This is a genomic window from Enterococcus sp. AZ141 (assembly GCF_051714385.1).
GTDB classification, from domain to species: Bacteria; Bacillota; Bacilli; order Lactobacillales; family Enterococcaceae; genus Enterococcus_D; species Enterococcus_D entomosocium.
The window spans coordinates 692014-713579 of sequence record NZ_JBIORT010000001.1 but is presented as its reverse complement, the minus strand read 5'-3'; the positions used below and the strand labels follow the sequence as shown (position 1 = coordinate 713579).

Here is a 21566-nt window from a genome sequence, read left to right as displayed (position 1 = left end):
ATCATAATGAATCGACTATTTTCTTATGAAGGATGGTACTATCGGGTCTTTGCTTTTCTAGCAGATATGATCATTGTTAGTTTTCTCTTTATGATTCCAGCAATGACGCTGATTCTCGCAGGGCCAGCATTGATCGCGCTGTATCGGACGATCGATCAATTGTACAAGGAACGAGATGTCCCGATTTGGCAACGATACAAGCAAGCATTCTTAAGCAACCTCAAACGTGGTCTCTTCTTAGAAGGTCTTGTTATTGCGTATGTCGCAGTCTTTGCCGGTTTGATCTATTCCTTGATGATGCTTACACCTTACTTTGGCGTTTTAGCCGTGATCCTCGTCAGCTTGGCTGCGCTGTATCTCGTCGTGTTCGTTCTCTTGTACAGTTTGTTTGCGCAATCATTGCAAGAAACAGCGAAAGAAACGGCATATGCGGTTCTTAGCAGTACGGCGAATGCGATCATTTTACTGGTGATCCCAATCATTGTTTTTGTATTGTGCAGCAAAGTAAACCTATTCTTATTTGTTTGTTTAGGCATTTCAGGCTCAGCCTTTGTACAGGTGTTGTTTTTCAATAAAGTATTAGCGAAGGGAGAAGAGACAAATGACTGAATCGACCGCAACTGATCGATCCTGTTTTTGGGCTTCGGTCCAACAAGAACTTGACGCCCTTCCGCTAGCCTTTGAAAGAACCAAACAAACGCCTTTGCTAAAAGGGATCGATTGTTTTACGATTTCTTTTCAAAGTCTTGGTAATGAAACGATCTATGGGCATCTGCTGCTGCCAGAACAAGCGGCAGATTGTCCAATCGTGATTGATTTTTTAGGCTATATGAATCATGTGCAAGAACCGTTCCAATTCGCTCATTGGTTACTGATCGGCTGCGGCTGTCTTGTCATCGACAATCGTGGACAAGGGGGACGCACGCAAGATCAGGTTCCCTATGAAACCACGCAGCATGAAGCACCTTTTGGACGCGGCATCTTGAAAAAAGAAGATTTTTATATGAAGCGATTGGTCGCAGATAGTTTGCGCACACTAGAAGTCCTTCAACAGATACCGGAAATCGATCCGCAGCGGGTTATTTTAAGAGGCGGCTCGCAAGGAGGCGGCATCGCCTTATTGGTCAACGCATTAACGAACGTCCCGATTTTTGCGACGTTTGCCGATGTGCCAAGCCACTCCAATCTTGTCCATCGGATCGAACAAAAAACAGGAAGTTACCAGGTGATTCAAGAGTATATCGAACAATTTCCAGAAATGCGGGAAACGATCTATCAAGTCATGAGTTATTTTGATTTGAAGTATTTTGCTCATCAGATAACTGGTCCTGTTTATACATCGGTCGGCAGTGCTGATCCGATCTGTCCCATGGAAGATTTCTTCGTTTCCTATAAAAAGATTCCTGGACCGAAAGAATTGCGTATTTACTTAAATAAAGGGCATGGCGGCGGCGAAGCGAAACAAATCCGTCGTGAAATGCAGCAAATCAAAAAATTACTCAAAGGAAATGAATGAAGATGAAAGTAGCAACCTACAATCTACGAGTCGATACCGACTATGACCAAGAATGGCAATGGCACTATCGATCGGAGGCGGTTTGCTCCTTGATCGATTACTACGACTGGGATGTTCTGGCGATCCAAGAAGCTCGTCCCAGCCAATTTGCAGATTTAGCAAAGTTAGCGCAGTTTGCTTCCGTCACGGCTGAACGAGATGGTGATGGCTTAGGCGAAGGCATCGGACTGTATTATCAAAAAGAGGCTTTCGAGTTATTAGCTTCAGGTTCGTTTTGGTTGTCATTGACACCGACTGAACCAAGTATTCATCCAGAAGCTGCCTATTCACGCTTATGTGTTTGGGCTGTCTTACAGGAAAAAAAGAATCCGCCGTTTCTTGTCATCACGACCCATTTAGATAATATTTCAGAAATGGCTCGTTTTGAAGGGATGAAAGTGATCTTTGAGCAGCTGGCAGATCAAATCGAACGCTATCCTGTATTGCTGATGGGCGACTTGAATGCGGAACCAACCGAGCGGGTGCATTGGTACTTAGAGCAGCATTTTCGAAATGCCAAAGAACACGGACAAAAGCCTCATCACGGACCCAAAGGCTCCTATCAAAATTTTATTTATACGTTACCATGGCAAGAACTAGAAGAAATTGATTATATCTATACGAAAGGCTTCACGGTGGTCAAAACCGCCTGTCTAACGGATTCTTGTGATCGTCGTTTTCCTTCCGATCATTTCCCTTTAGAAGCAGAAGTCCAATTTGAAGAAAGCAAAGGATGAATAAAAATGGAACAGCAGAAATTAACCGAACTACTTTCAGAAATGACCTTAGATGAAAAAATCGATCAGTTGCTGCAACTGGCAGCGGCTTTTTATTCAGATAAAGCAGAAGAGAAAACCGGCCCAATGGGCGACTTAGGACTGACACAAGAGAACATCAACAATGCGGGAACAACGCTAGGTGTTTCTGGTGCAAAAGAAGCGATCCGCGTCCAAAAAGAGTATATCGAAAATAACCGCTTGAATATCCCGACGATATTGATGGCGGACATCATTCACGGCTTTCGGACGATTTTTCCGATTCCATTAGGATTAGGTAGTTCATGGGATTTGTCAGCAGCGGAGAAGATGGCGGAAGTATCTGCCAAAGAAGCAGCTGTTTCTGGCTTGCATGTGACCTTTTCACCGATGGTGGACTTAGTAAGAGACCCACGTTGGGGCCGTGTCATGGAATCGACGGGGGAAGATCCTTACTTGAACAGTCGCTTCGCTGAAGCCTTTGTCAAAGGCTATCAAGGGGATGATCTGCGAACAGATTTCAACCGCGTAGCTGCGTGTGTCAAACATTTTGCGGCTTACGGTGCGGCTATCGGCGGTCGCGATTACAACACGGTCAATATGTCAGAACGCCAACTGCGAGAAAGTTATTTACCGGGCTATAAAGCGGCCCTTGATGCCGGTGCCAAACTGGTGATGACCTCCTTCAATACGGTGGACGGTATTCCAGCAACAGCCAATCGCTGGCTTTTCCGCGATGTTTTGCGAGAAGAATTCGGGTTTGAAGGCGTTGTGATCTCTGACTGGGCAGCAATCAAAGAAGTGATCGCCCATGGCGCAGCGGAAGATGAAAAACACGCCGCTGAATTAGCCATCAAAGCTGGGGTCGATATCGAGATGATGACGACTTGCTACACTGATAACTTGAAAGAGCTGATCGCAGAAGGCACCGTTGAGGAAGCCTTAGTCGATGAAGCCGTGCTAAGAATCTTGACCTTGAAAAATGAACTAGGTCTATTTGAAAATCCATACCGCGGTGCTGATGAAGCCGCTGAAGCAGCCACTGTTCTGTCTCAAGAACACCGAGAGATCGCCAGCGATATCGCAAAGAAATCAATGGTGTTGTTGAAAAATGAAGGTGTCCTGCCGTTGCAGAAAACCGAAAAAGTGGCGATCGTGGGCCCGGGTGCTCACTCCCGTGATCTATTAGGTGCTTGGTCTTGGCAAGGGAAACAAGAAGAAGTGGTGACATTAGTGGCGGGGGCTCAATCCTTGGGCGCGGATCTGTTGATCGGTCAAGAGCCCTTTGATTATTTTGCACCGTCTGAAGCAGCGATCCAAGAAGCGATCGAATTAGTGAAAGAAGCGGATAAAGTTGTCTTAGCGCTAGGAGAGCAAGAATGGATGAGCGGTGAAGCTGCCAGTCGCAGCGACATTCGATTGCCGCAAGCCCAATTGTCCTTGGTTGAAACCTTGAAAGAATACAACGAGCAATTGATCGTAACCCTTTATAACGGTCGTCCTCTTGACTTGCAAGGGGTTGATGCAGCCAAAGCGATCGTCGAGGCTTGGTTCCCTGGAACCGAAGGCGGAAACGCACTTGCTCAGATCTTGTGGGGAGAATACAATCCAAGCGGCCGCTTGAGTATGTCATTCCCGGAAACCGTTGGACAAGTCCCTGTGTATTACAACGTTGACAATACCGGTCGTCCATATGAAAGTGCACCGGATGAAAAATATGTCTCAAAATATTTGGATGTCTCCAATTATGCCAAATATCCATTTGGCTTCGGCTTGAGCTATAGCCCAGTTGCGTATTCTACGGTGACGTTGGATCAGCCGACCATGACCAAAGATCAAACAGTCACGGCATCCATCACTGTTACGAACCAAGGAACAGCAGCGGTCTGGGAAACGGTCCAATGCTACATTCGCGATTTAGTCGGTGAAGTGGTTCGCCCAGTGAAAGAACTGAAAGGCTTTAAGAAAATTTGGCTAGAAGCTGGCGAATCAACAACCGTTCAATTTGAGATCACGGAAGAACTGCTGCGCTATGTCCACAGCAACCAACAAGCAAGCAGTGATCCTGGGAAATTCCACATCATGATTGGTGGGAACAGCCGAGACACCCAACAAACAACCCTGCAATTAGTTAGGTAAGATAGGAAGGTTTCTATGACGAAAAAAATAGTGATGAATAATGCAAATACGACCGTGACGTTTTTACCAAACGGTGATTTATATGAGATCCAAAGTCACGATGTGATGATCAATCAATTGAATGGGAATGCGCTAGATGGCAGTTTGAATCAAATCTATCTACGACTGCGTGAAGCGGGGGAATGGCACTTCATTCCCTTGATCGGCTCAAATGCTGACAGTGCCTTTGCTTACTCAGACAAACAGCTGACTTGGACTGGAACGTACCAGTCTATCAGTTACCAAGTAGATTTCCAATTGGCACAAGATTGCTGGTTCTGGCGAGTTCAATTGAGTGGTTCTGGGGAAGCGGAATTGGTTTACGGACAAGATCTTGGTAACGCAGCCAAAGGGGCTGTTCAATCCAATGAAGCCTATGTTTCGCAATATATCGACCATCATGTTAGCCATGATAAGGATCGAATCGTGCTATCTTCTCGCCAAAATCAACCACAAAATGGTCAATTTCCATTGGTGGAACAGGGCAGCTTCCAAGCCTTAAAAGGCTTCTCGACGGATGGCTATCAATTTTTCGGTCGCAGCTACAAAGAAACGAATCAACCAGCTGCACTCAGCCAAGAGACATTAGCCAATGAAGTGTATCAATACGAATTTGCCTATACGGCACTGCAAACGCAATGGTTGACAATAAGTGAGACACCTACGGAAATCGTTTTTTACGCAGCGGTCAAAGCCAATCAAGCGACGGCAGTCAATGAACCGCAGTTTGCACTTGAAACGTTGAAAGAAACGTATCAAGCCTTGTCCTTTGACTCGTTGCAGGCAACGGCGCAGGCTCGAAAAAACTTCGGTCGACCGCTCACAGGGCTGACATTTACCACAGAAGAAATCAACGAGCGATTTCCTCAGCAAGAAGCAGTGGAAATCGTTGACCAACAGCTTTATTCCTTTTTTACCCCTGATTATCACCATGTCGTGTTGAAGGAAAAGGAAGGGCAGATGGAACGCTCCCATGGGCATATTTTGATGAGCGGACAAGAGTTGATCGTCGATCAACCCATTTTGAGCACGACTGTTTACATGACGGGGATGTTTAACTCCCAAATCGTATTAGGCAATACGAACATGAACAAATTGTTGAGTAATAGCCGCAACTCATTGAATCTTTTCAAACGTTCCGGTCAGCGGATCTATCTGAAAGACGGCGATCAATGGCGGATTTTAACGATGCCATCTGCCTTTGAAATGGGCTTGAATTCGGCGACGTGGTACTACAAAACAGCGGATGATGTCATTCAAGTAACGACCTTCACGAAAGCAAATGGACGCACGATTGCAACCACCATCACTAGTGAACAAGGTCGTGCTTACACCTGGGCCATCACTAATCAATTTGTGATGGGGGTCGATGAAGCGGTACCGACTGTTACCATTACGCAAGACCAGCAATTGCTCACCATCAAAGGATCAGCGGATTCACCGATTGCGGAAACTTATCCAGAATTGACGTATTATCTCCATGCGGCTCAACCTTTTGAACTGACCGATGAAACGATTTTCAATGTGGCAGCCGACGATAGCACGACCGTATTGACCTTTGCAGAACAGGCGACGGTTTCCTTCGTGATCCAAGGCACACTGACTGGTGAACCCTTTGTTTCCGAAACGTTAGATCGCCAGCAAGAAGACACTGCCTATACGGCCTTTGTCGATGATTTGTTGAATCAGTTTGAATTGAAACATTCGCAGGCGGATGTCGCATCCTTCAATCACTTGGCACGTTGGTACACCCACAATATGCTTGTTCATTACTTGTCTCCTCATGGTCTTGAACAGTACGGTGGTGCTGCTTGGGGGACTCGAGACGTTTCCCAAGGACCGACTGAGTATTTCTTAGCACTTAATCGTCCTGAGATGGTGGCGTCCATCATCGAGCATTTGTTTGAAAATCAATTTGCAGATGACGGCAACTGGCCACAATGGTTTATGTTTGATCGCTATGAGAAACAAAAAGCCGATGAGAGCCACGGAGATGTGATCGTCTGGCCAATGAAAGTCGTTAGTGACTATCTCGAAAAAACCAAAGATTTTGCGATTTTGGAAAAAGAACTGCCTTATACGGATCGCGCAACCTTCTTGAAAACCAAGACCAAAGCTTCTTTGTTTGATCATTTGAAAAAAGAAGTGGCGTATATCGAAGCGAACTTCTTGGAAGGAACGTACCTGTCTTGTTATGGTGATGGCGATTGGGATGACACCTTGCAGCCAAATAACAGCAAGTTGAAGAAACAAATGGCCAGCAGTTGGACCGTTGCCTTGACCTATGAAGTATTGAAAAAATTAGCCAGCCAGTTGCAGTCAGTTGACCCAGAGTATGCCAAACATCTAACGGAACTGTCTGCGGGAATCAAACATGACTTTGAAAAATACATGTTAGCTGATGGGACTTTGCCAGGATTTGTCTATATGGAAGATAGCGAGCACGTGGAACTGATGGTCCATCCGACTGACAAGAAAACCGGTATCCAATACCGCTTGTTGCCGATGCAGCAAAGCATGATCGGGGAGCTGTTATCTCCCGAACAAGCCGAGCATCATGTGGCGATCATCAAGGAGCATTTGCAATTTCCAGATGGGGTGCGCTTGATGAATCATCCAGCGACTTATGCAGGTGGTGTCAGCACCAATTTCAAGCGAGCAGAACAAGCAGCCAACTTTGGACGAGAAATCGGTTTGCAGTACGTTCATGCCCACATCCGCTTTACCGAAGCGATGGCGAAATTAGGCCGAGAAGAAGAGACTTGGCAAGCGCTTGGGGTCATCAATCCGATCCAGATCGCTCAACGGGTCGAAAACGCGGAGATCCGTCAAGCAAATGCGTATTTCAGCAGTTCTGATGGCGATTTCAAAACAAGGGTTGAAGCCCAAGAAAATTTTGGTAAACTTAAGGAGGCAGCAGTCGGCGTCAAAGGCGGCTGGCGCATCTATTCTAGTGGACCGGGGATCTATATGAATCAGTTGATCAGCAATGTGTTAGGCATTCGGACCTTTTTTGATCACGTTGAACTTGATCCCGTCTTGCCAGCGGAATTAGCAGGATTGACACTGACGTATCGACTCTATGATCGGCCGGTCGAAATCGTCTATCATTCGTCAAGTACGCCGAAAATATTGATCAACGGCGAAGAAATGTCCACTGAGTTTGCGGAAAATCGCTACCGCCAAGGTGCGTTTGTCCTGAAGAAAGCAGCGCTTTGCGCCAAATTAAGCGAAAACCAAACCAATACGATCGATATTTATCGTTAAGAAAGGAGAAGCCATGGTAGGAATCAAAGATATTGCCCAAAAAGCGGGTGTCTCCATATCCACCGTTTCGTATGCATTGAATGGCAGTCCAAAAGTGACCGAGGAAACCCGTGCGCGGATTCAAGCGATCGCAAACGAATTGAACTATGTTCCGAACATGGCTGCTCGCACACTGAAACGCAGACAAACCAACATCATCGGTGTTTATCTCGCCGATTATGCCGGAAGTTTTTATGGGGAATTGCTAGATGGCATCAAGAAAGGGTTGGAACTTTTCGGCTATGAAATGATCGTCTGCAGCGGCAAGAAATCACACTTGTTTATTCCTGAGCGGATGGTGGACGGTGCCATCATTTTGGATTGGACGTTTCCAGCAAAGGAAATCGAGCAATACGCCCAACGAGGACATCAAATCGTCGTGTTAGACCGTGTCTTGTCTCATGAAAATATCCATCAAGTCTTGTTAGACAATAAAGGAGGGGCGGCGCTGGCGATCGATCGCTTGATCGCTGGACAAAGCCAAAAAGTCTTCCTCTTAGCAGGGCCAGAAAAAGGCTACGACAGTCGGGAGCGCTTGGAAGCCAGTACGAAAGAATTGACGCGCTTTGGTATTCCTTATGAAGTCATTCCTGGTGACTTCACGGAACCTTCTGGTTATCGAGCGGCAAAACAGCTCTTAGCAAATGATCCCCAGTTTCCCATTGATATCTTTGCCTTCAATGATGAAATGGCGATCGGTGTCTACAAATATGTCCGCGAGACCGACTATCGCATCGGAAAAGAGATCCGCATCATCGGGTTTGATAACACGGAATTAGGCGCTTTTGTGCAGCCGCGCTTAGCGACGATCTCCTATTCGAAACATCGATGGGGGATGGTTGCAGCTGAGAAAATCGTACAATCGATCCAAGGGGAACCAGTGGCGGACGAGCATATTTATACCACTTTTGTGGATGGTGGCTCGTTTTAACAAGCAATACAAAAAAAGTATTAAGCAGTGAAGACTGTTTGATACTTTTTTTGTTTTATAAATATCCGCATTTCTTAAATATTTATATAATACATCATCCTAAAAGTATTTTTGCAAAAAAAAATATTTTTTTTTTTTGTTATTTTAAATATAGATGATTAAAAAAACTCTCTAATTATTGTTGTAACATTATAACCATTATATTGTTTAGGGCGAGTAAGGATTGATTGGGTACTAATTATTAGTTAGTTTTAGCTATTTAAATTATAACTGATGTTCTATTTGTCAATTTTTTTGGATTTTAATTTATTTTTCTAATGTAACGCTCATTTTCTCTCTTGATTTATTCCTCGTTTTTTGTATTATCTGTAAGGATGAATGAATCCTTGATACTCATTGTTTGCAAAAAAAGGTTTTTAAAATAGGTTTTCTTCAAAGAAGTTTTTAAATTAAAAATAAGTTCATTATAAATGGAAATTGTTAGATATTTTTAATTATGAAAAAACAATTATAATCATAATTTTGAGTGGGAGAAAAAAAGAATTATAATTTTTTTTCTTGAAATCGCTAAACTAAGAGTTGTAACACAGGGCGTGCACTGCGCGATACGTTCATTTTTTTAGATAGGAGGGATAAAGTGAAACGGTTTTTAACAACTTTGCTTGTTTTTCTACTAACATCAGGTCCTTGTTTTTCATATGCAATGGTAGTGGCACAAGCCGAAAGTGTTACAAAAACAAGTGAAGAACAAATGATTTCTTCTGCTGAGCCGGTCGCTTCATCAACCGACAATCAGGAAGAAACCAATCAAACGGAAATACAAGAATCTAGCGAAGCTGCTTCGGCAGATTCGACTGCAGCAACCACTGAGACATCTTCTTCTGAGACAGAAGAGTCATCCGAAGCTGTAGAAGAAGTCCAGGTGACCTTTCTAACAGATACTGAGCATGTATTTGCTACCAGAAAAACTCGCATCCAGATCAGCAAAAATAAAGGGGAAGCATTAAAAGAAAGTGAACTGCCGGCTTTTGAAGATGATAGGAATTTTGAAGGATGGGCGTTAGACGGTACGGTCTATACAAGTCAAGCGCTGACCGAATTGATTCTCACGGAGAATCAAACCTTGACCGCTGTTTTTAAACCGACTGTTAAGGCAAGAGCGGCGGACATCTCGTTGGCAGAACAATCGATCAAAGAGATCATTGCAGAAGCCGATAAAACGAAAGTGATCGCTGTACCAAGTCCAGCTGGAGATGATTCAGCATATGCAGAATACACCAATAGTGCTGAAGGGATTCGTCAAGCGTTGTTCGATATGTATCAAAACGGCAATGGTCAAGAATTTGCTTTGTATGTCGGCTCTGGCTCAGCTTTAGCGACTTTGCCAACAAATCTGACTTCAAAGACGATTCCAGACACAGTCGATAATACAAACATGACTTTTTATGCACTACAAGGAAAAATCAGTCGCTTGATCATCACAGGGCATAGTGATGATCCCATCACAGATGCAACAACGTTGACTTCGGGTAGTCGAACCGTTCCTTTTGGCACGGACATCTACTTTGGTTCTGATGTAGTGATTCGAAACCTCAACTATACGGGGACGAGAATGTACATGAATGGGCATAGTCTTTCCTTGAACGGTGGTTCCACCGGCAATGGCCTTTCTATTTATGGAGGAAGCAACAATGGCGACCTTACTGGAAATCCGACGATCACTGTAAATGCGACAGGCTCTGGAACTTGGAACATCTATGGTGGGAATCAAAGCGGTGGTACATTGACTGGGAATACAGCGGTTGTCGTAAATAATACGGTGGGCGGCATCAGTACGATTGCAGGAGGTGCCAATATCGGTACGATTGATGGGAATACCAGTGTCACGATCAATCGACTAAATGGCACACTGACCAATTATTATGGGGGCGGTGTCGGAACCACTACTTCAAATACAGCCAATGTTACCGGTAATGTCGCAACAGTCTTTCAAACAACGAACACCAATTTCCGTTTAGGAACCTATTATGGCGGTGTTCAATACGGGAACATTGGTGGAACAGTCCACAATACTCTCACAGGAGTGGGTGGTTGGACCGGTACAGGATTGAATTATTATGGTGGTTCCAGAGAAGGAAATATTGGACAGACACGAGAGCAAACAGCGATTACGAACCAAGTAGACACTAGCGCCTATTCTACAGGAGCAGCCTATTTTATTGGTGCCAATCGAACCAATGGAACGATTACTGGGAGTATTGAAAATACGATTAAAGCAGGTGACTACAATCAAGGGTCGTTCAATCGTGTCGATGGCGGAGCAGGAATGGACGTAAGTGTTACCAGTCTGCAAACTGGATCTGATAGTGTGTATGACGCGATGACACCAACTGATCGCCGGGCTTACGCTGAAACCACTGCTCGCTTTAAAGTATACGGTGATATTACGACGAAAATCCTAGAAGGCTGTGTCAGCTATGGAGGAGACAACTTATCGTATACGCGGGCAGCTGGGTATGGTGGCTTTATTGACGGCAGCACAACTGTCGAAGTCGGCGTATTAAATGATTCTCGCACGGTCGGCGGACCTGGATTCGTCTACAGTTATGGGGGACGATCTTATAAAGATGGTATCGCCTATTCAAATAGCTTGAATTCACGAGCAAATGGTGTCGGAACGTTTGATATCGTAGGCGGAGGCGGTACCAATGGTGTGCAAGCAACCAACCTTTATATTTATGGGGATACAAAAACAGTCTTAAACAATGTAGTCGCTCGTTGGACCTATGGTGGTGGTTTTTCAGGAATCATCGAGGGAAACACGGCAAACATCTTGAATGGCGGGATCGTTGATACTTTGGAAGGTGCAGGATATACCGGTAAACGTGTATTCGGTAATTCACATGCTGAAGTAAATTACGGTCAAGTCGACTGGTTTCTTAGTGGCGGCGGTTGGGGGGATGCCAAAATTACAGGGGACGTTTCAGTCACTGTTCATGATGGTATTATCAATGCCTCAATGGGTGCATCATATGGATATTTTTCGGGACACACGATCAATGGAAATTCTGATAATCGAATTTACGGCGGAGATTTTTCTGGAACACCTCGGACAGGTCCAAGTGCTTTTTCTGGGGGAATCACGAATGCAGGTTCGCTGCTAGGGGATGCCCAATTAACAATCGACCTAAGGGATTATGAAGGGGAATTTAAGCTTCCTTCAGGAACGAATATCTCAGGTGGAAATCCGTTTAACAGTACCAACATCGTTGGGACTGATAGTACCAATACGATTACATTGAACATATACACAAAGCCGGGGTCAGATGCACTGAATGGTGCAACGATCTATGGCGATGGTGGTTCAACGGCCGCCAACACAAGAAGCGGTAAAATCAATATTAATATACAAGCTGAAGGATCAAGTATCGGTAACTTGTATACAACAAATTATTCAAACATTTCTTCAAATCGAATTTTAAGAGATGTCGAAATGCGGGTTCAAGGAGCCAAAAGTATCAATGGGATTTCAGGCGGAAATGCGTCAGACAACTTTACGAACACGATCGTAGCCAACAGCAGCAATCAAGTGAAGATGAGCTTTGGTGAAAATGTCGATGGGACAGCTTCTTATCAAACTGATCCAATCGCTGTGACGGGTCTGGGAATCGTCAACTTTACCGAATTGAATGTGACAAACGGCATCAAGCTAATGGCCAATGGGGGAGACATCAAAAATGGCCGTTCAGCCACTGCTGCGAATCACGCAACGACCTATCATCAGTTCGGTGACATCCATCTTTCCAAGGATGCCGGTATCGGTATTTCTTCTGCAACGAATTTGATTTCAGGCGCGAAGTTAACGGTGGAAGACAAAGGGACGATTGAGTCACCGCCGGGAACGGGGCGAATCAATCTTTCAGATTTCGCAACACCAGATACGGACAAAGATCATTTAACGTGGCTGAAAACGACGACCAATGATGCAGGTTCTCGAGTCAACAGTCAAGGGACGTGGTTTGGAGCGGTTAGTGCCTATCAAGTACTGACTATAAATCCAACTGCTGCTAATGCTGCAGCGATCACGCCAATCAGCTTCAGCGGGATCGAAAAAGCGACTGGGAAAACCTTCATCGGGGACAACGATGTGACCAATGCAGCCAACGGGTACGGTATTGCGATACCAGGTTCGATCATTAACTACGAAGTCGAAACACCGGGAGTCGCTAACGGGATTGGCGCCATTAGTCACAATGTAACGGCAGTCAAAGAGAACAATACGCCGCTGACCTTGCAAGCATGGGGAACTGAGCAGGCGGGGACACAGGTGCAAAAAGGGCGTTTATTGATTCCCTACACGGTAACGGAATTGCCAACATTGACGTTTACACCAGAAACCCAAACGTCCGGTTCATGGGTCTATGCGGGGCAAATCAAATCCAGCAAGCTGGATAGCACGGATCAGCAGTTGACGGAACAACCAGATTCAGAGCCAGTTGACTGGACGAGTCCTGATGGGGAGTATAGTTACGATATTAGTGTCCGCTACTCAAATAAGGCGGAAGTCCAAGCCCGCAATGTGATCCTTACAGAGCAAGAGGCACAATCGCTGACCAAAGAACAAGCCGTGACTTATCTCGAAGCCAGTGGGCGTCCTTTCTTTAAGGATACGCTGACAGATGAGGTCTTAGCTGCGATTCAAGAACCGTTAGAAACAGCGGTCTACCGCAAACAAGCGATCACTTTTTCCGTAGGGGAAAACGATCAGAATCAGGCAGAAACTACCGTGAATCTGGTGGTGGTCAAAAATGAAAGTGTCATTTCTGCTGATCGGCAATTTGCCGTCTATGCAAAAGATGTCCGTTTGACCTTACCAGAAGCAACGGCGCTGACAGATGAAGCCGCTTTGGCAGACTATACCCAAGCAACCACGATTTTTGCAGATAATCGGGCAAATATACCACCGACTGTCGATCCGCAAGCTTTTGCCGCGATCCAGCAAGCAACGGAAGATGAGCTGTTGAAAAATGTATCAACGGCTTACCATTATGAAGCAGGCAGTCAACGGGCAGAAAAAGTCGTCAATGTCGCAGTTGCCGGCGAGCTTATTTTAAGCAGTGTGCCAACAGACTTTGATTTTGGGCAGCAGAAAGTTGCCACAGAAACACAAGATTATTGGCCAACGATCACAGGCGAGCTAGCGGTGAAAGATACGAGAGGATCCGAACGGAGTCCATGGCGCTTGACGGTCAAAGAGCAACAGCCATTAACGGATGGGACAGATCAATTAACCGATGTCTTCCGCTTTGTGGTAAACGGTCAAGAACAGATGATAACCAGTGGGGAAATGATCATCGAGGAAACGGAATTGACAGAAAATGGCACATACGTCGTGAATCAGCACTGGGGCGAAAGTCAGAATGAAGGAATCAAGCTTACCGTTCCAGTCGAACAGCAAAAAGTCGGGGACTATCAAGGAACCTTGAGCTGGCAGCTGGTTTCGGCACCTGGCAACCCATAAAGGCAGGAAAATAAATGAAAAAAATCATGATCGGTATTATTGCTGGCTGTCTATTAATGTTTCCTCAGCTCGTTTCAGCAGCCGAAGCAGGTGCCTATGACAGCAATGGCATTACTTCCTTTTTCGGCGTCTATGAAGAACCAGTTGAGGAGCCAGAAGAGCCCGTAAAAGAACAGCCAGGGAATAAACAAGTAAATCAAACAGGCAACAACATTCTGCCTGCAACAGGGTCGGATCACTTTAATAGCTATCAAAGCAGTGGTCTCGTCGTTTTGTTGGCAGCAGGAATCATTTTAATCAAAAGGAGAACAAAAAATGAAAAAACTTTTCTTGACGGCAGGCATTCTATTGATGAGCACTGCTCTGTTACCAACAACCGTTAATGCCGCTGAATACACCTCAAATGGAGCAATCACTTTTGAAGCGGACCCGAATCCAACCAATCCAGTTGATCCGACCGATCCAGAAAAACCAGTGGATCCCGTCGATCCAACCGATCCAGATGGACCAAACCCTGGAACAGCTGGACCATTATCGATCGATTTTGCTTCAAGTTTTCAATTTGGCAACCAACTGATCACTTCTGAAACAAAAGATTATTACGCACAGCTGCAAGAGTTCACAGCTGGCGCTGCTGGACCAAACTATGTGCAAGTAACAGATAAACGAGGAACACAAGAAGGTTGGTCATTGAGTGTTGTGCAAAACGGACAATTCAAAACGGCTGATGACGAAGAGCTAGTTGGCGCTTCATTGTCGATCGCCTCAGGTGCAGCAACTTCAGTCACCGATATGCAGTATGCACCAACAGTTACTGCAAGTCATACCTTTGTACCCGATAGTGAAATCACCTTGGTCAACGCACCTGTCGGAAAAGGAATGGGCACTTGGATCTACAAGTTTGGGAACGATGCAACGGAAGGGTCAACAGCAGTAAAATTAAACGTGCCAGGCAGTTCCGTAAAATTAGCCAAAGAGTATCGGACGACATTGACTTGGAATTTAAAGAATGTCCCTGAAAGCAATTAAAATCACTGATTTTCAGTAAAACAGATAAAGGAGTGTCAAATAGAAATGAAAAAAACAGCATGGGTCTTTGTAAGTTTTGCCGTCTTGGCAGCAGCGAGTGCAGCAACCGAGGTTTCAGCAGCCGAAGCGGCTTCTTACACCTCAAATGGGGCGGTTGATTTTATTCCGAATACTGATCCGACGAACCCAGTCAATCCAGAAAATCCAGATCCAGAAAACCCGGTCAATCCTGTGGATCCAACCGATCCCGATGGACCAAATCCTGGAACGAATGGCCCATTATCGATCGATTATGCCTCTAGCTTAGATTTTGGTGTCAATAAAATCTCTAATAAAAACGAAGTCTATTATGCACGAGCACAAGGGTACTTGAACGATGATGGCACAGCTTCTACATTAAAAACTGCCAATTATGTCCAAGTAACTGATAATCGCGGTAGTAATGCCGGTTGGCGGTTGTCTGTGAAGCAAAATGGTCAATTTAAAAATGAGACGACCTTGAATAAAGAATTGACAGGTTCTGTCATCACCCTAACAAGTCCTGACGTTAAATCAAATGCGGTTGGCGTCACAGCTCCCGTGGCAGAAGCAACGATCACGTTGGATGCAGCCGGTGCTGAATCAGTGGTGATGACTGCAGCAAAGCAAACAGGTGCTGGAACATGGGTCAACGCTTGGGGAAGTGTTGAGTCGATCACTGAAATAGACAAAGATGATCAAGAAGTACAAGCCGATATTACCAAAGCAGTCGCACTTTCTGTACCAGGCAGCACCCCAAAAGATGCCGTTAGCTACACGACTACATTGACTTGGGTATTATCAGATACACCAGGAACGGAAGGATAAGGAGTATAGACATGAAAAAAACACTAGCATTTCTCTCAGTATTAGGCTTAAGCCTAGCAGCACCAGTGCTGGCACAAGCAGCGGACAGTGCAGATTACAACTCAAATGGACAAATCACCTTTGAACCAAATACAGATCCAACCAATCCAATCAGCCCAACAGATCCAGATCCAGAAAATCCGATCAAACCAGTGGATCCAACGGACCCAGATGGACCAAATCCAGGAACGAACGGACCGCTATCGATTGATTTTGCTTCAAGCCTTTACTTTGGCACACAAAAAATCACCTCAAAAACAGAGATCTACCATGCGGAAACTCAAAAATATGTGGATTCAGTTGGTGATAATCAAGAAGGACCGAATTTTGTCCAAGTGACAGACAATCGGGGAACAGAGAGCGGTTGGACATTGAATGTTCGCCAAAATGGTCAGTTCAAAACAGCGGAAGATCAAGAATTGACTGCTGCGCAAATTCGTTTGACGAAGGGAACTGTAGTAACTCCTTCATTGTCACCAAAACCATCAAATGTGAGCGCAACGATCACATTGAATCCAAACGGTGCCCAATCCTTAGTGATGAGTGCCCAAGATGGCGAAGGGGCAGGGACCTATTTAATGAGCTGGGGCGATAGTTTAGCTGCAGCCATGGATAGCATTGAGTTGGAAGTTCCAGGCTCAACGACGAAATATGCCAGCCAATACAACACCACGTTTACTTGGTTACTAACAGACACACCAACCAACCCATAAGTACCAGCTTTCTCCTTGAACCTCGAAAGGGTTCAAGGAGAATACATAGAAAGAAGGGACATCCATCATGAAAAAAATCAAACAGCTTTTGGCGCTCCTATTCGCAAGTATTTTCTTTTTTGTACCAATCATAGGAACCGCTTCTGAATTTAACTTTGCCGTCAATCCAGTGATTCCAGAGAATCAAATCGATAAAGAAAAGACTTATTTTGACTTGAAAATGGAGCCAGGAGCGGTTCAAACTGTAGAAGTCCAATTGCGCAATGACACCGATCAAGAGGTCGTCATCGCGCCAGTGATCGCTTCTGCTACTACGAATCTAAACGGGGTCGTGGAATATGGCGAAAACGACATCGAAGCGGACGAAACCTTGCCTTATGATATGGCTGATTTGATTGAAGTGGAGGAAGAGATCACGATCCCGAAACAATCCCAAATCACCTTACCCTTAAAGATCAGTATGCCCTCAGAATCGTTTGAAGGGGTTATTGCCGGTGGTTTGACCTTGAAAGAAACGACAGCGGAAACCGATACTGCTGACAGTGAAGAAGACCAAGGGTTAGCCATCAAGAATGAGTATGCCTATGTCGTTGCGATTTTACTCCGTCAAAATACAACAGAAGTCACGCCGGATCTAAAACTGCTGGATGTTGGACCGGGACAAGTCAACGCTCGCAATACCATCAATGTTACGTTGCAAAATCCTGAATCAGCTTACTTAAATTCCTTACGGTTGATCAATGAAGTGAAGAAGAAAGGCGATAGTGATGTCTTGTATACTTCAGATACCTCACGAATGCAAATGGCACCTAATTCAAACTTCTCGTACCCAATTTCCTTGGAAGGACAACGTTTAGAAGCAGGGACCTATGTGTTGACTTCCGTGGCCTATGGTGGGAAAAGCGATGAAGGACAATACAAAGTGGAGAATGAAGAAGGCGAGGAAGAAAGCTATCTCTATAAATGGAGCTTCGAAAAAGAATTCACAGTGACTGGCGATGTTGCTCGTGATCTTAATAAGAAAGATGTGACGATCGAAACAGATTACACGTGGCTTTACTTCTTGATCGGCGGTCTGTTGCTGCTGCTCGCCTTACTGCTGCTTTTATGGTACCGACGAAAGAAAAAAAATGAAACGGATGAAGCGTGAGCACCTTGAGAAATACTTGATCGATGGCTTGATCATCGCAGGTATCCTCTTGTTGGCACTTCCTTTTTTAAAAGAAAGCATCGTCAGTTGGCAATTACGCACAAGCGAATTGACGATAGCGACCCAGCTGCCGACAACGATTCCAGAAGAAGAAACGATTCAAATGCCGGCTCTAGGGGATGTATTGGCTCCGCAGTCGGCAACGATCACCGGGTACGGCTTTGTTGCAATTGAAGCGATCGAGTTCCAGCAGCCGCTATTGGTGGGGATAACCAATCAGCAGCTGCTGAAAGGCGGTGTCGTGATGTTTCCGGAACGTTTGTTAAAAAATAACAATTTTGTCGTTTTAGGGCATCATCTCGGTAGACAAAGTTTGTTATTTGGTCAATTGCTAGAAGCACAGGTGGGGATGGAAGTGTCCGTAACCTACCTCGAGGAACGCCAGCAGTATATTATTATCGATAAAAAAGTCGTAGATGAATCCGACTTGTCGGTTCTAACAGATGACCAGACACCAAAGTTGACATTGATTACTTGTCCCACACCTACTCGAACAGAAGAACGCTACGTGCTGACAGCGATTCCTGTTGAGCAAGCAACTGCCGGGCAGTCGCAAAACACAGCGACCATGGGCAGTATGTCACAAGGCGCAAGAGTGTTGGCTCAAAAACAAGAAATGTTATGGAAACAACAATCTGAAAAAAATTGGTTTCTTTTATTTGTTATTTTATTTATAATTAGTGGATGTCTGCTTGGCGTTCACAAACTGTTGAAACGTTCAGCGCCGTAGAAAGAGCATCAAAAAGAAGCTCTGTTGATAAGGAGGGTGAAGAAATGAAACGCAGATTTGGTTTTGTCATTGGTGCCTGCATGATTATTGGAATGATCGATCTTGTCACAGAACAAGTTGTTTTTGCGACTATCTATAATCCGCTAGACCCCTCAGAAGAAATCGTCCCAACGGATCCGCCAGAAGGAAGTACGGAAAAAGCAGATGAACCGCCTGCAGAAAAGGAAGAATCCAAAGAATCGCCGGCTCCTGAACCGGAACCTGTTCCGAAAAAAGAACAGGAACAATCCGCATTTCCAGAGAGCAGTTTTTTGGAAAAACAGAAGCACTTAGCACAACGAGTCATGTTAGAAGATGTTTTTGCGTCGGATCGTTTGGCTGTCGATTTAGCACTGCCGGGAAATAATACGGATGGTGACGGGGATGACAAACCTTCGTATCTTGCCAGCTTATGCTATCTATTTTCAGGAAACGTTCTTTATGGCCAAAAAAATAACGGAGGCTTGAAAACGCATGTTTGTGACATTTTTGAATAAGGCGGACAAACGAAAATTGATGATGCTGCAATATTTGGAAAACGCAGTCGCTCTTTCTGAAACGAAGGAAACATTGATGGACCAATTGACCATGTCGGAATTTCTGATCAACAAGACCGTTCAAGAATTGAATCTTGATTTTTATGAACTAGGATTGAATGAGGAATTTGAGATCGTGACCGATGGGACGGTCATTAAACTGAATGCCTCCGGGCTGGCAACTTCAGACACACTACTGACCTATTATCTAGATCAAGCGTTAAAATTTTCTATGTTGAAAGAATGCTTTTTTGAGCAATTGTCTTCTTTATACGAATTTGCTACCAATCACTATCTAAGTCATAATCCCGTCTATAAAGAATTTAAACAGTTTAAACTGATCTTGAAAGAATACGACATTGAAGTGACGAAAGAGTTTCAGCTGGTGGGTGAAGAAAGTGAGATTCGGGAGTTTATTTTTCTCTTTTTTATGAAGGAATATTATTTGAACCATTCCCCTTTCCCAAAAGGTATCTTGGACAAAGAAAAAACCTTTGATCGATTCAATGAAAGTACTTGGCTGAATCCAGAACAGTCTGCCCGCATGCGGATTCGCAAGAAACATTATCTAGGTATTGTTTTGGCGCGGATGTCTAAAGGACATTTCATGCAAAACAGTGTGGAAAACGATTTAGTCTTGCCAAAACATTTAGTGATCATTGAAGATTTGAAGCGTTGGTTGCAGGAGATCTTGACGATCACCGATCAAGAAGTCCTAGAACGTGAAGCACGAGATATTTTGCGCTTTTTGATCGTTGAGGGTTGGCTGATCGACAACAATAGCTACATCGACCAAGAACAAACCTATATCCAACAATTAAACGAGCATTTTATTCAGGCGGTCCAACAGCAGTTTTCGCTAGCCACGGACACGTTGGCACTGCTTCATGCCGAAACGACTACGATTCATTACCAGCTCCTGTCGTTTTCTTTTAGTTCTCGCTATGAGTACCAATACATGGATGTCACGTATTTTCTTGAGACGTATCCTGAATATGCTGCCTTTTGCCGCAACTATCTGGAAGAAAGTCGTAATCGACCGATCTTATGGAACAATAAAGAGTTTTTGTTTTTTAGATACCTTATTTTATTAGTTTCTACGATTCCATTAAAAGAGATTTTGGTTCCTTTATATGTCTGTGTTGATTTTTCATTTGGTGATTCCTACAACCAGATGATCAAAAAGAATATTGAAAAAATTCTCGATTTGAATGTACAATTCCAGAGTTACCCAGATGATCATACGCACCTGATTCTTTCAAACCTGCCATTTTATGGTGCGTTGGGGATCGACCATATTTTATGGCTCGCACCACCTAGACCCATCGATTGGGCCAATTTTACTGAAAAAATCAGCGTGATTCGCAGAGAACAATTTCAAACCAAAATGGCACAGTGAGCATCCTGCCGTTTAACTATCAAAAGCAGCGTCTGCCTCAAATGAAGGCAGGCGTTTTTTGCAGAAATCTCCCATATGCAAAAAGCACACAGGGATCTATTGCCCTGACGAAGTGTTCGGATAAGGTCTGTGAAAAAGGACCATTTGATAGGATTTTTTTTTGCTAGAAAATTTGGTATGATAGAAAGAGAAGAAAAAGAGGTGCCCTATGATGGATGGGAAACAAACGAAGGCTGTGATTGGCCAGACATTGATCACCCTTTGTGAGACCAAAGAAGTGAATAAAATCAGCGTACAGGAGATCGCCGAAAAGGCGCAAGTCAATCGGCAGACGTTTTACTACCATTTTCCTGATAAAAAAGCTTTGATCCAATGGATCTATCGGCAAGATGCCCTGATTTTTTTGACGACAGAAGATGTCTCCCTTGATAACTGGGAAGAAGCCGCCTTGCGCATGCTGAAAGCAATGAAACAAGCGCCGGCCTTTTACCGCAAATCACTGGCTTATGACCGCGAGATCTTAATGAACGGTTTTTTACAGATCACAGAACCGCTTTTTCAGCGCTTGTTCTTGGAGGTCGATCAAGAGCAGCAATTGACGAAACAAGACATTCTATTTTATAGCCGATTCTTTTCCTACGGCTGCGGAGGCATTTTGGAAAATTGGATTCACAACGACTTTCCAGAGACCCCATTAGAGATTGCGACGCAATTGTTTCGTTTGGCGAAGGATGTGGAATTTTTTGGCCACCAAATCTATGAAAAAGAGGAGCAGTAAG

General features: G+C 44.5%; 16 protein-coding genes. All 16 read left to right on the top strand.

Features of this window, described 5'->3' with window-relative positions; all coding sequences use genetic code 11:
- The first annotated feature begins 6 nt into the window (after positions 1-6).
- The 16 genes from IGI89_RS03255 to IGI89_RS03180 all read left to right on the top strand — a co-directional run bounded on the left by IGI89_RS03255 (position 7) and on the right by IGI89_RS03180 (position 21565).
- Positions 7-609 carry a DUF624 domain-containing protein gene (locus IGI89_RS03255; protein WP_016611459.1) on the top strand — a complete coding sequence of 201 codons (603 nt, stop codon included), beginning with the start codon at positions 7-9 and terminating at the stop codon, positions 607-609.
- A complete protein-coding gene (locus tag IGI89_RS03250; RefSeq protein ID WP_086299015.1) occupies positions 602-1516 on the top strand; it encodes an acetylxylan esterase in 915 nt (304 codons plus the stop codon). The genes IGI89_RS03255 and IGI89_RS03250 overlap by 8 nt, the downstream gene beginning before the upstream one ends.
- Positions 1513-2292: an endonuclease/exonuclease/phosphatase family protein gene (locus IGI89_RS03245; protein ID WP_438735331.1), complete on the top strand. Its 780-nt coding sequence runs from the start codon at positions 1513-1515 to the stop codon at positions 2290-2292. Before IGI89_RS03250 ends, IGI89_RS03245 begins: the two co-directional genes overlap by 4 nt.
- 6 nt (positions 2293-2298) lie before the next feature.
- Positions 2299-4449, top strand: coding sequence for a glycoside hydrolase family 3 N-terminal domain-containing protein (locus IGI89_RS03240; protein ID WP_438735330.1), 2151 nt, complete (start codon positions 2299-2301; stop codon positions 4447-4449).
- Positions 4450-4464: 15 nt separating this feature from the next.
- A complete protein-coding gene (locus IGI89_RS03235) occupies positions 4465-7755 on the top strand; it encodes a GH36-type glycosyl hydrolase domain-containing protein (RefSeq protein ID WP_438735329.1) in 3291 nt (1096 codons plus the stop codon).
- A 13-nt stretch (positions 7756-7768) separates the two neighbouring features.
- Complete coding sequence (locus IGI89_RS03230) at positions 7769-8725, top strand: LacI family DNA-binding transcriptional regulator (protein WP_244732914.1); 957 nt, start codon at positions 7769-7771, stop codon at positions 8723-8725.
- Between the two features lie 637 nt (positions 8726-9362).
- Positions 9363-14246 carry a hypothetical protein gene (locus IGI89_RS03225; RefSeq protein WP_438735328.1) on the top strand — a complete coding sequence of 1628 codons (4884 nt, stop codon included), beginning with the start codon at positions 9363-9365 and terminating at the stop codon, positions 14244-14246.
- Between the two features lie 14 nt (positions 14247-14260).
- Positions 14261-14629 carry an LPXTG cell wall anchor domain-containing protein gene (locus IGI89_RS03220; RefSeq protein WP_194199317.1) on the top strand — a complete coding sequence of 123 codons (369 nt, stop codon included), beginning with the start codon at positions 14261-14263 and terminating at the stop codon, positions 14627-14629.
- Positions 14562-15275 carry a WxL domain-containing protein gene (locus tag IGI89_RS03215; protein ID WP_016609549.1) on the top strand — a complete coding sequence of 238 codons (714 nt, stop codon included), beginning with the start codon at positions 14562-14564 and terminating at the stop codon, positions 15273-15275. The genes IGI89_RS03220 and IGI89_RS03215 overlap by 68 nt, the downstream gene beginning before the upstream one ends.
- A gap of 45 nt (positions 15276-15320) precedes the next feature.
- On the top strand, positions 15321-16121 hold the full coding sequence (locus IGI89_RS03210) for a WxL domain-containing protein (protein ID WP_438735327.1): 801 nt from the start codon (positions 15321-15323) through the stop codon (positions 16119-16121).
- An 11-nt stretch (positions 16122-16132) separates the two neighbouring features.
- Positions 16133-16873, top strand: coding sequence for a WxL domain-containing protein (locus tag IGI89_RS03205; protein ID WP_016619635.1), 741 nt, complete (start codon positions 16133-16135; stop codon positions 16871-16873).
- 67 nt (positions 16874-16940) lie between these two features.
- Entirely contained in the window at positions 16941-18023 is a 1083-nt protein-coding gene (locus tag IGI89_RS03200; protein WP_438735326.1) for a DUF916 and DUF3324 domain-containing protein, read from the top strand.
- Positions 18013-18813 carry a class A sortase gene (locus IGI89_RS03195; RefSeq protein ID WP_438735841.1) on the top strand — a complete coding sequence of 267 codons (801 nt, stop codon included), beginning with the start codon at positions 18013-18015 and terminating at the stop codon, positions 18811-18813. The genes IGI89_RS03200 and IGI89_RS03195 overlap by 11 nt, the downstream gene beginning before the upstream one ends.
- Positions 18814-18857: 44 nt before the next feature.
- On the top strand, positions 18858-19349 hold the full coding sequence (locus IGI89_RS03190; protein ID WP_016611451.1) for a hypothetical protein: 492 nt from the start codon (positions 18858-18860) through the stop codon (positions 19347-19349).
- Complete coding sequence (locus IGI89_RS03185) at positions 19327-20787, top strand: helix-turn-helix domain-containing protein (protein WP_438735325.1); 1461 nt, start codon at positions 19327-19329, stop codon at positions 20785-20787. Before IGI89_RS03190 ends, IGI89_RS03185 begins: the two co-directional genes overlap by 23 nt.
- Before the next feature lie 208 nt (positions 20788-20995).
- On the top strand, positions 20996-21565 hold the full coding sequence (locus IGI89_RS03180) for a TetR/AcrR family transcriptional regulator (RefSeq protein WP_005227190.1): 570 nt from the start codon (positions 20996-20998) through the stop codon (positions 21563-21565).
- Position 21566 lies beyond the last annotated feature (1 nt).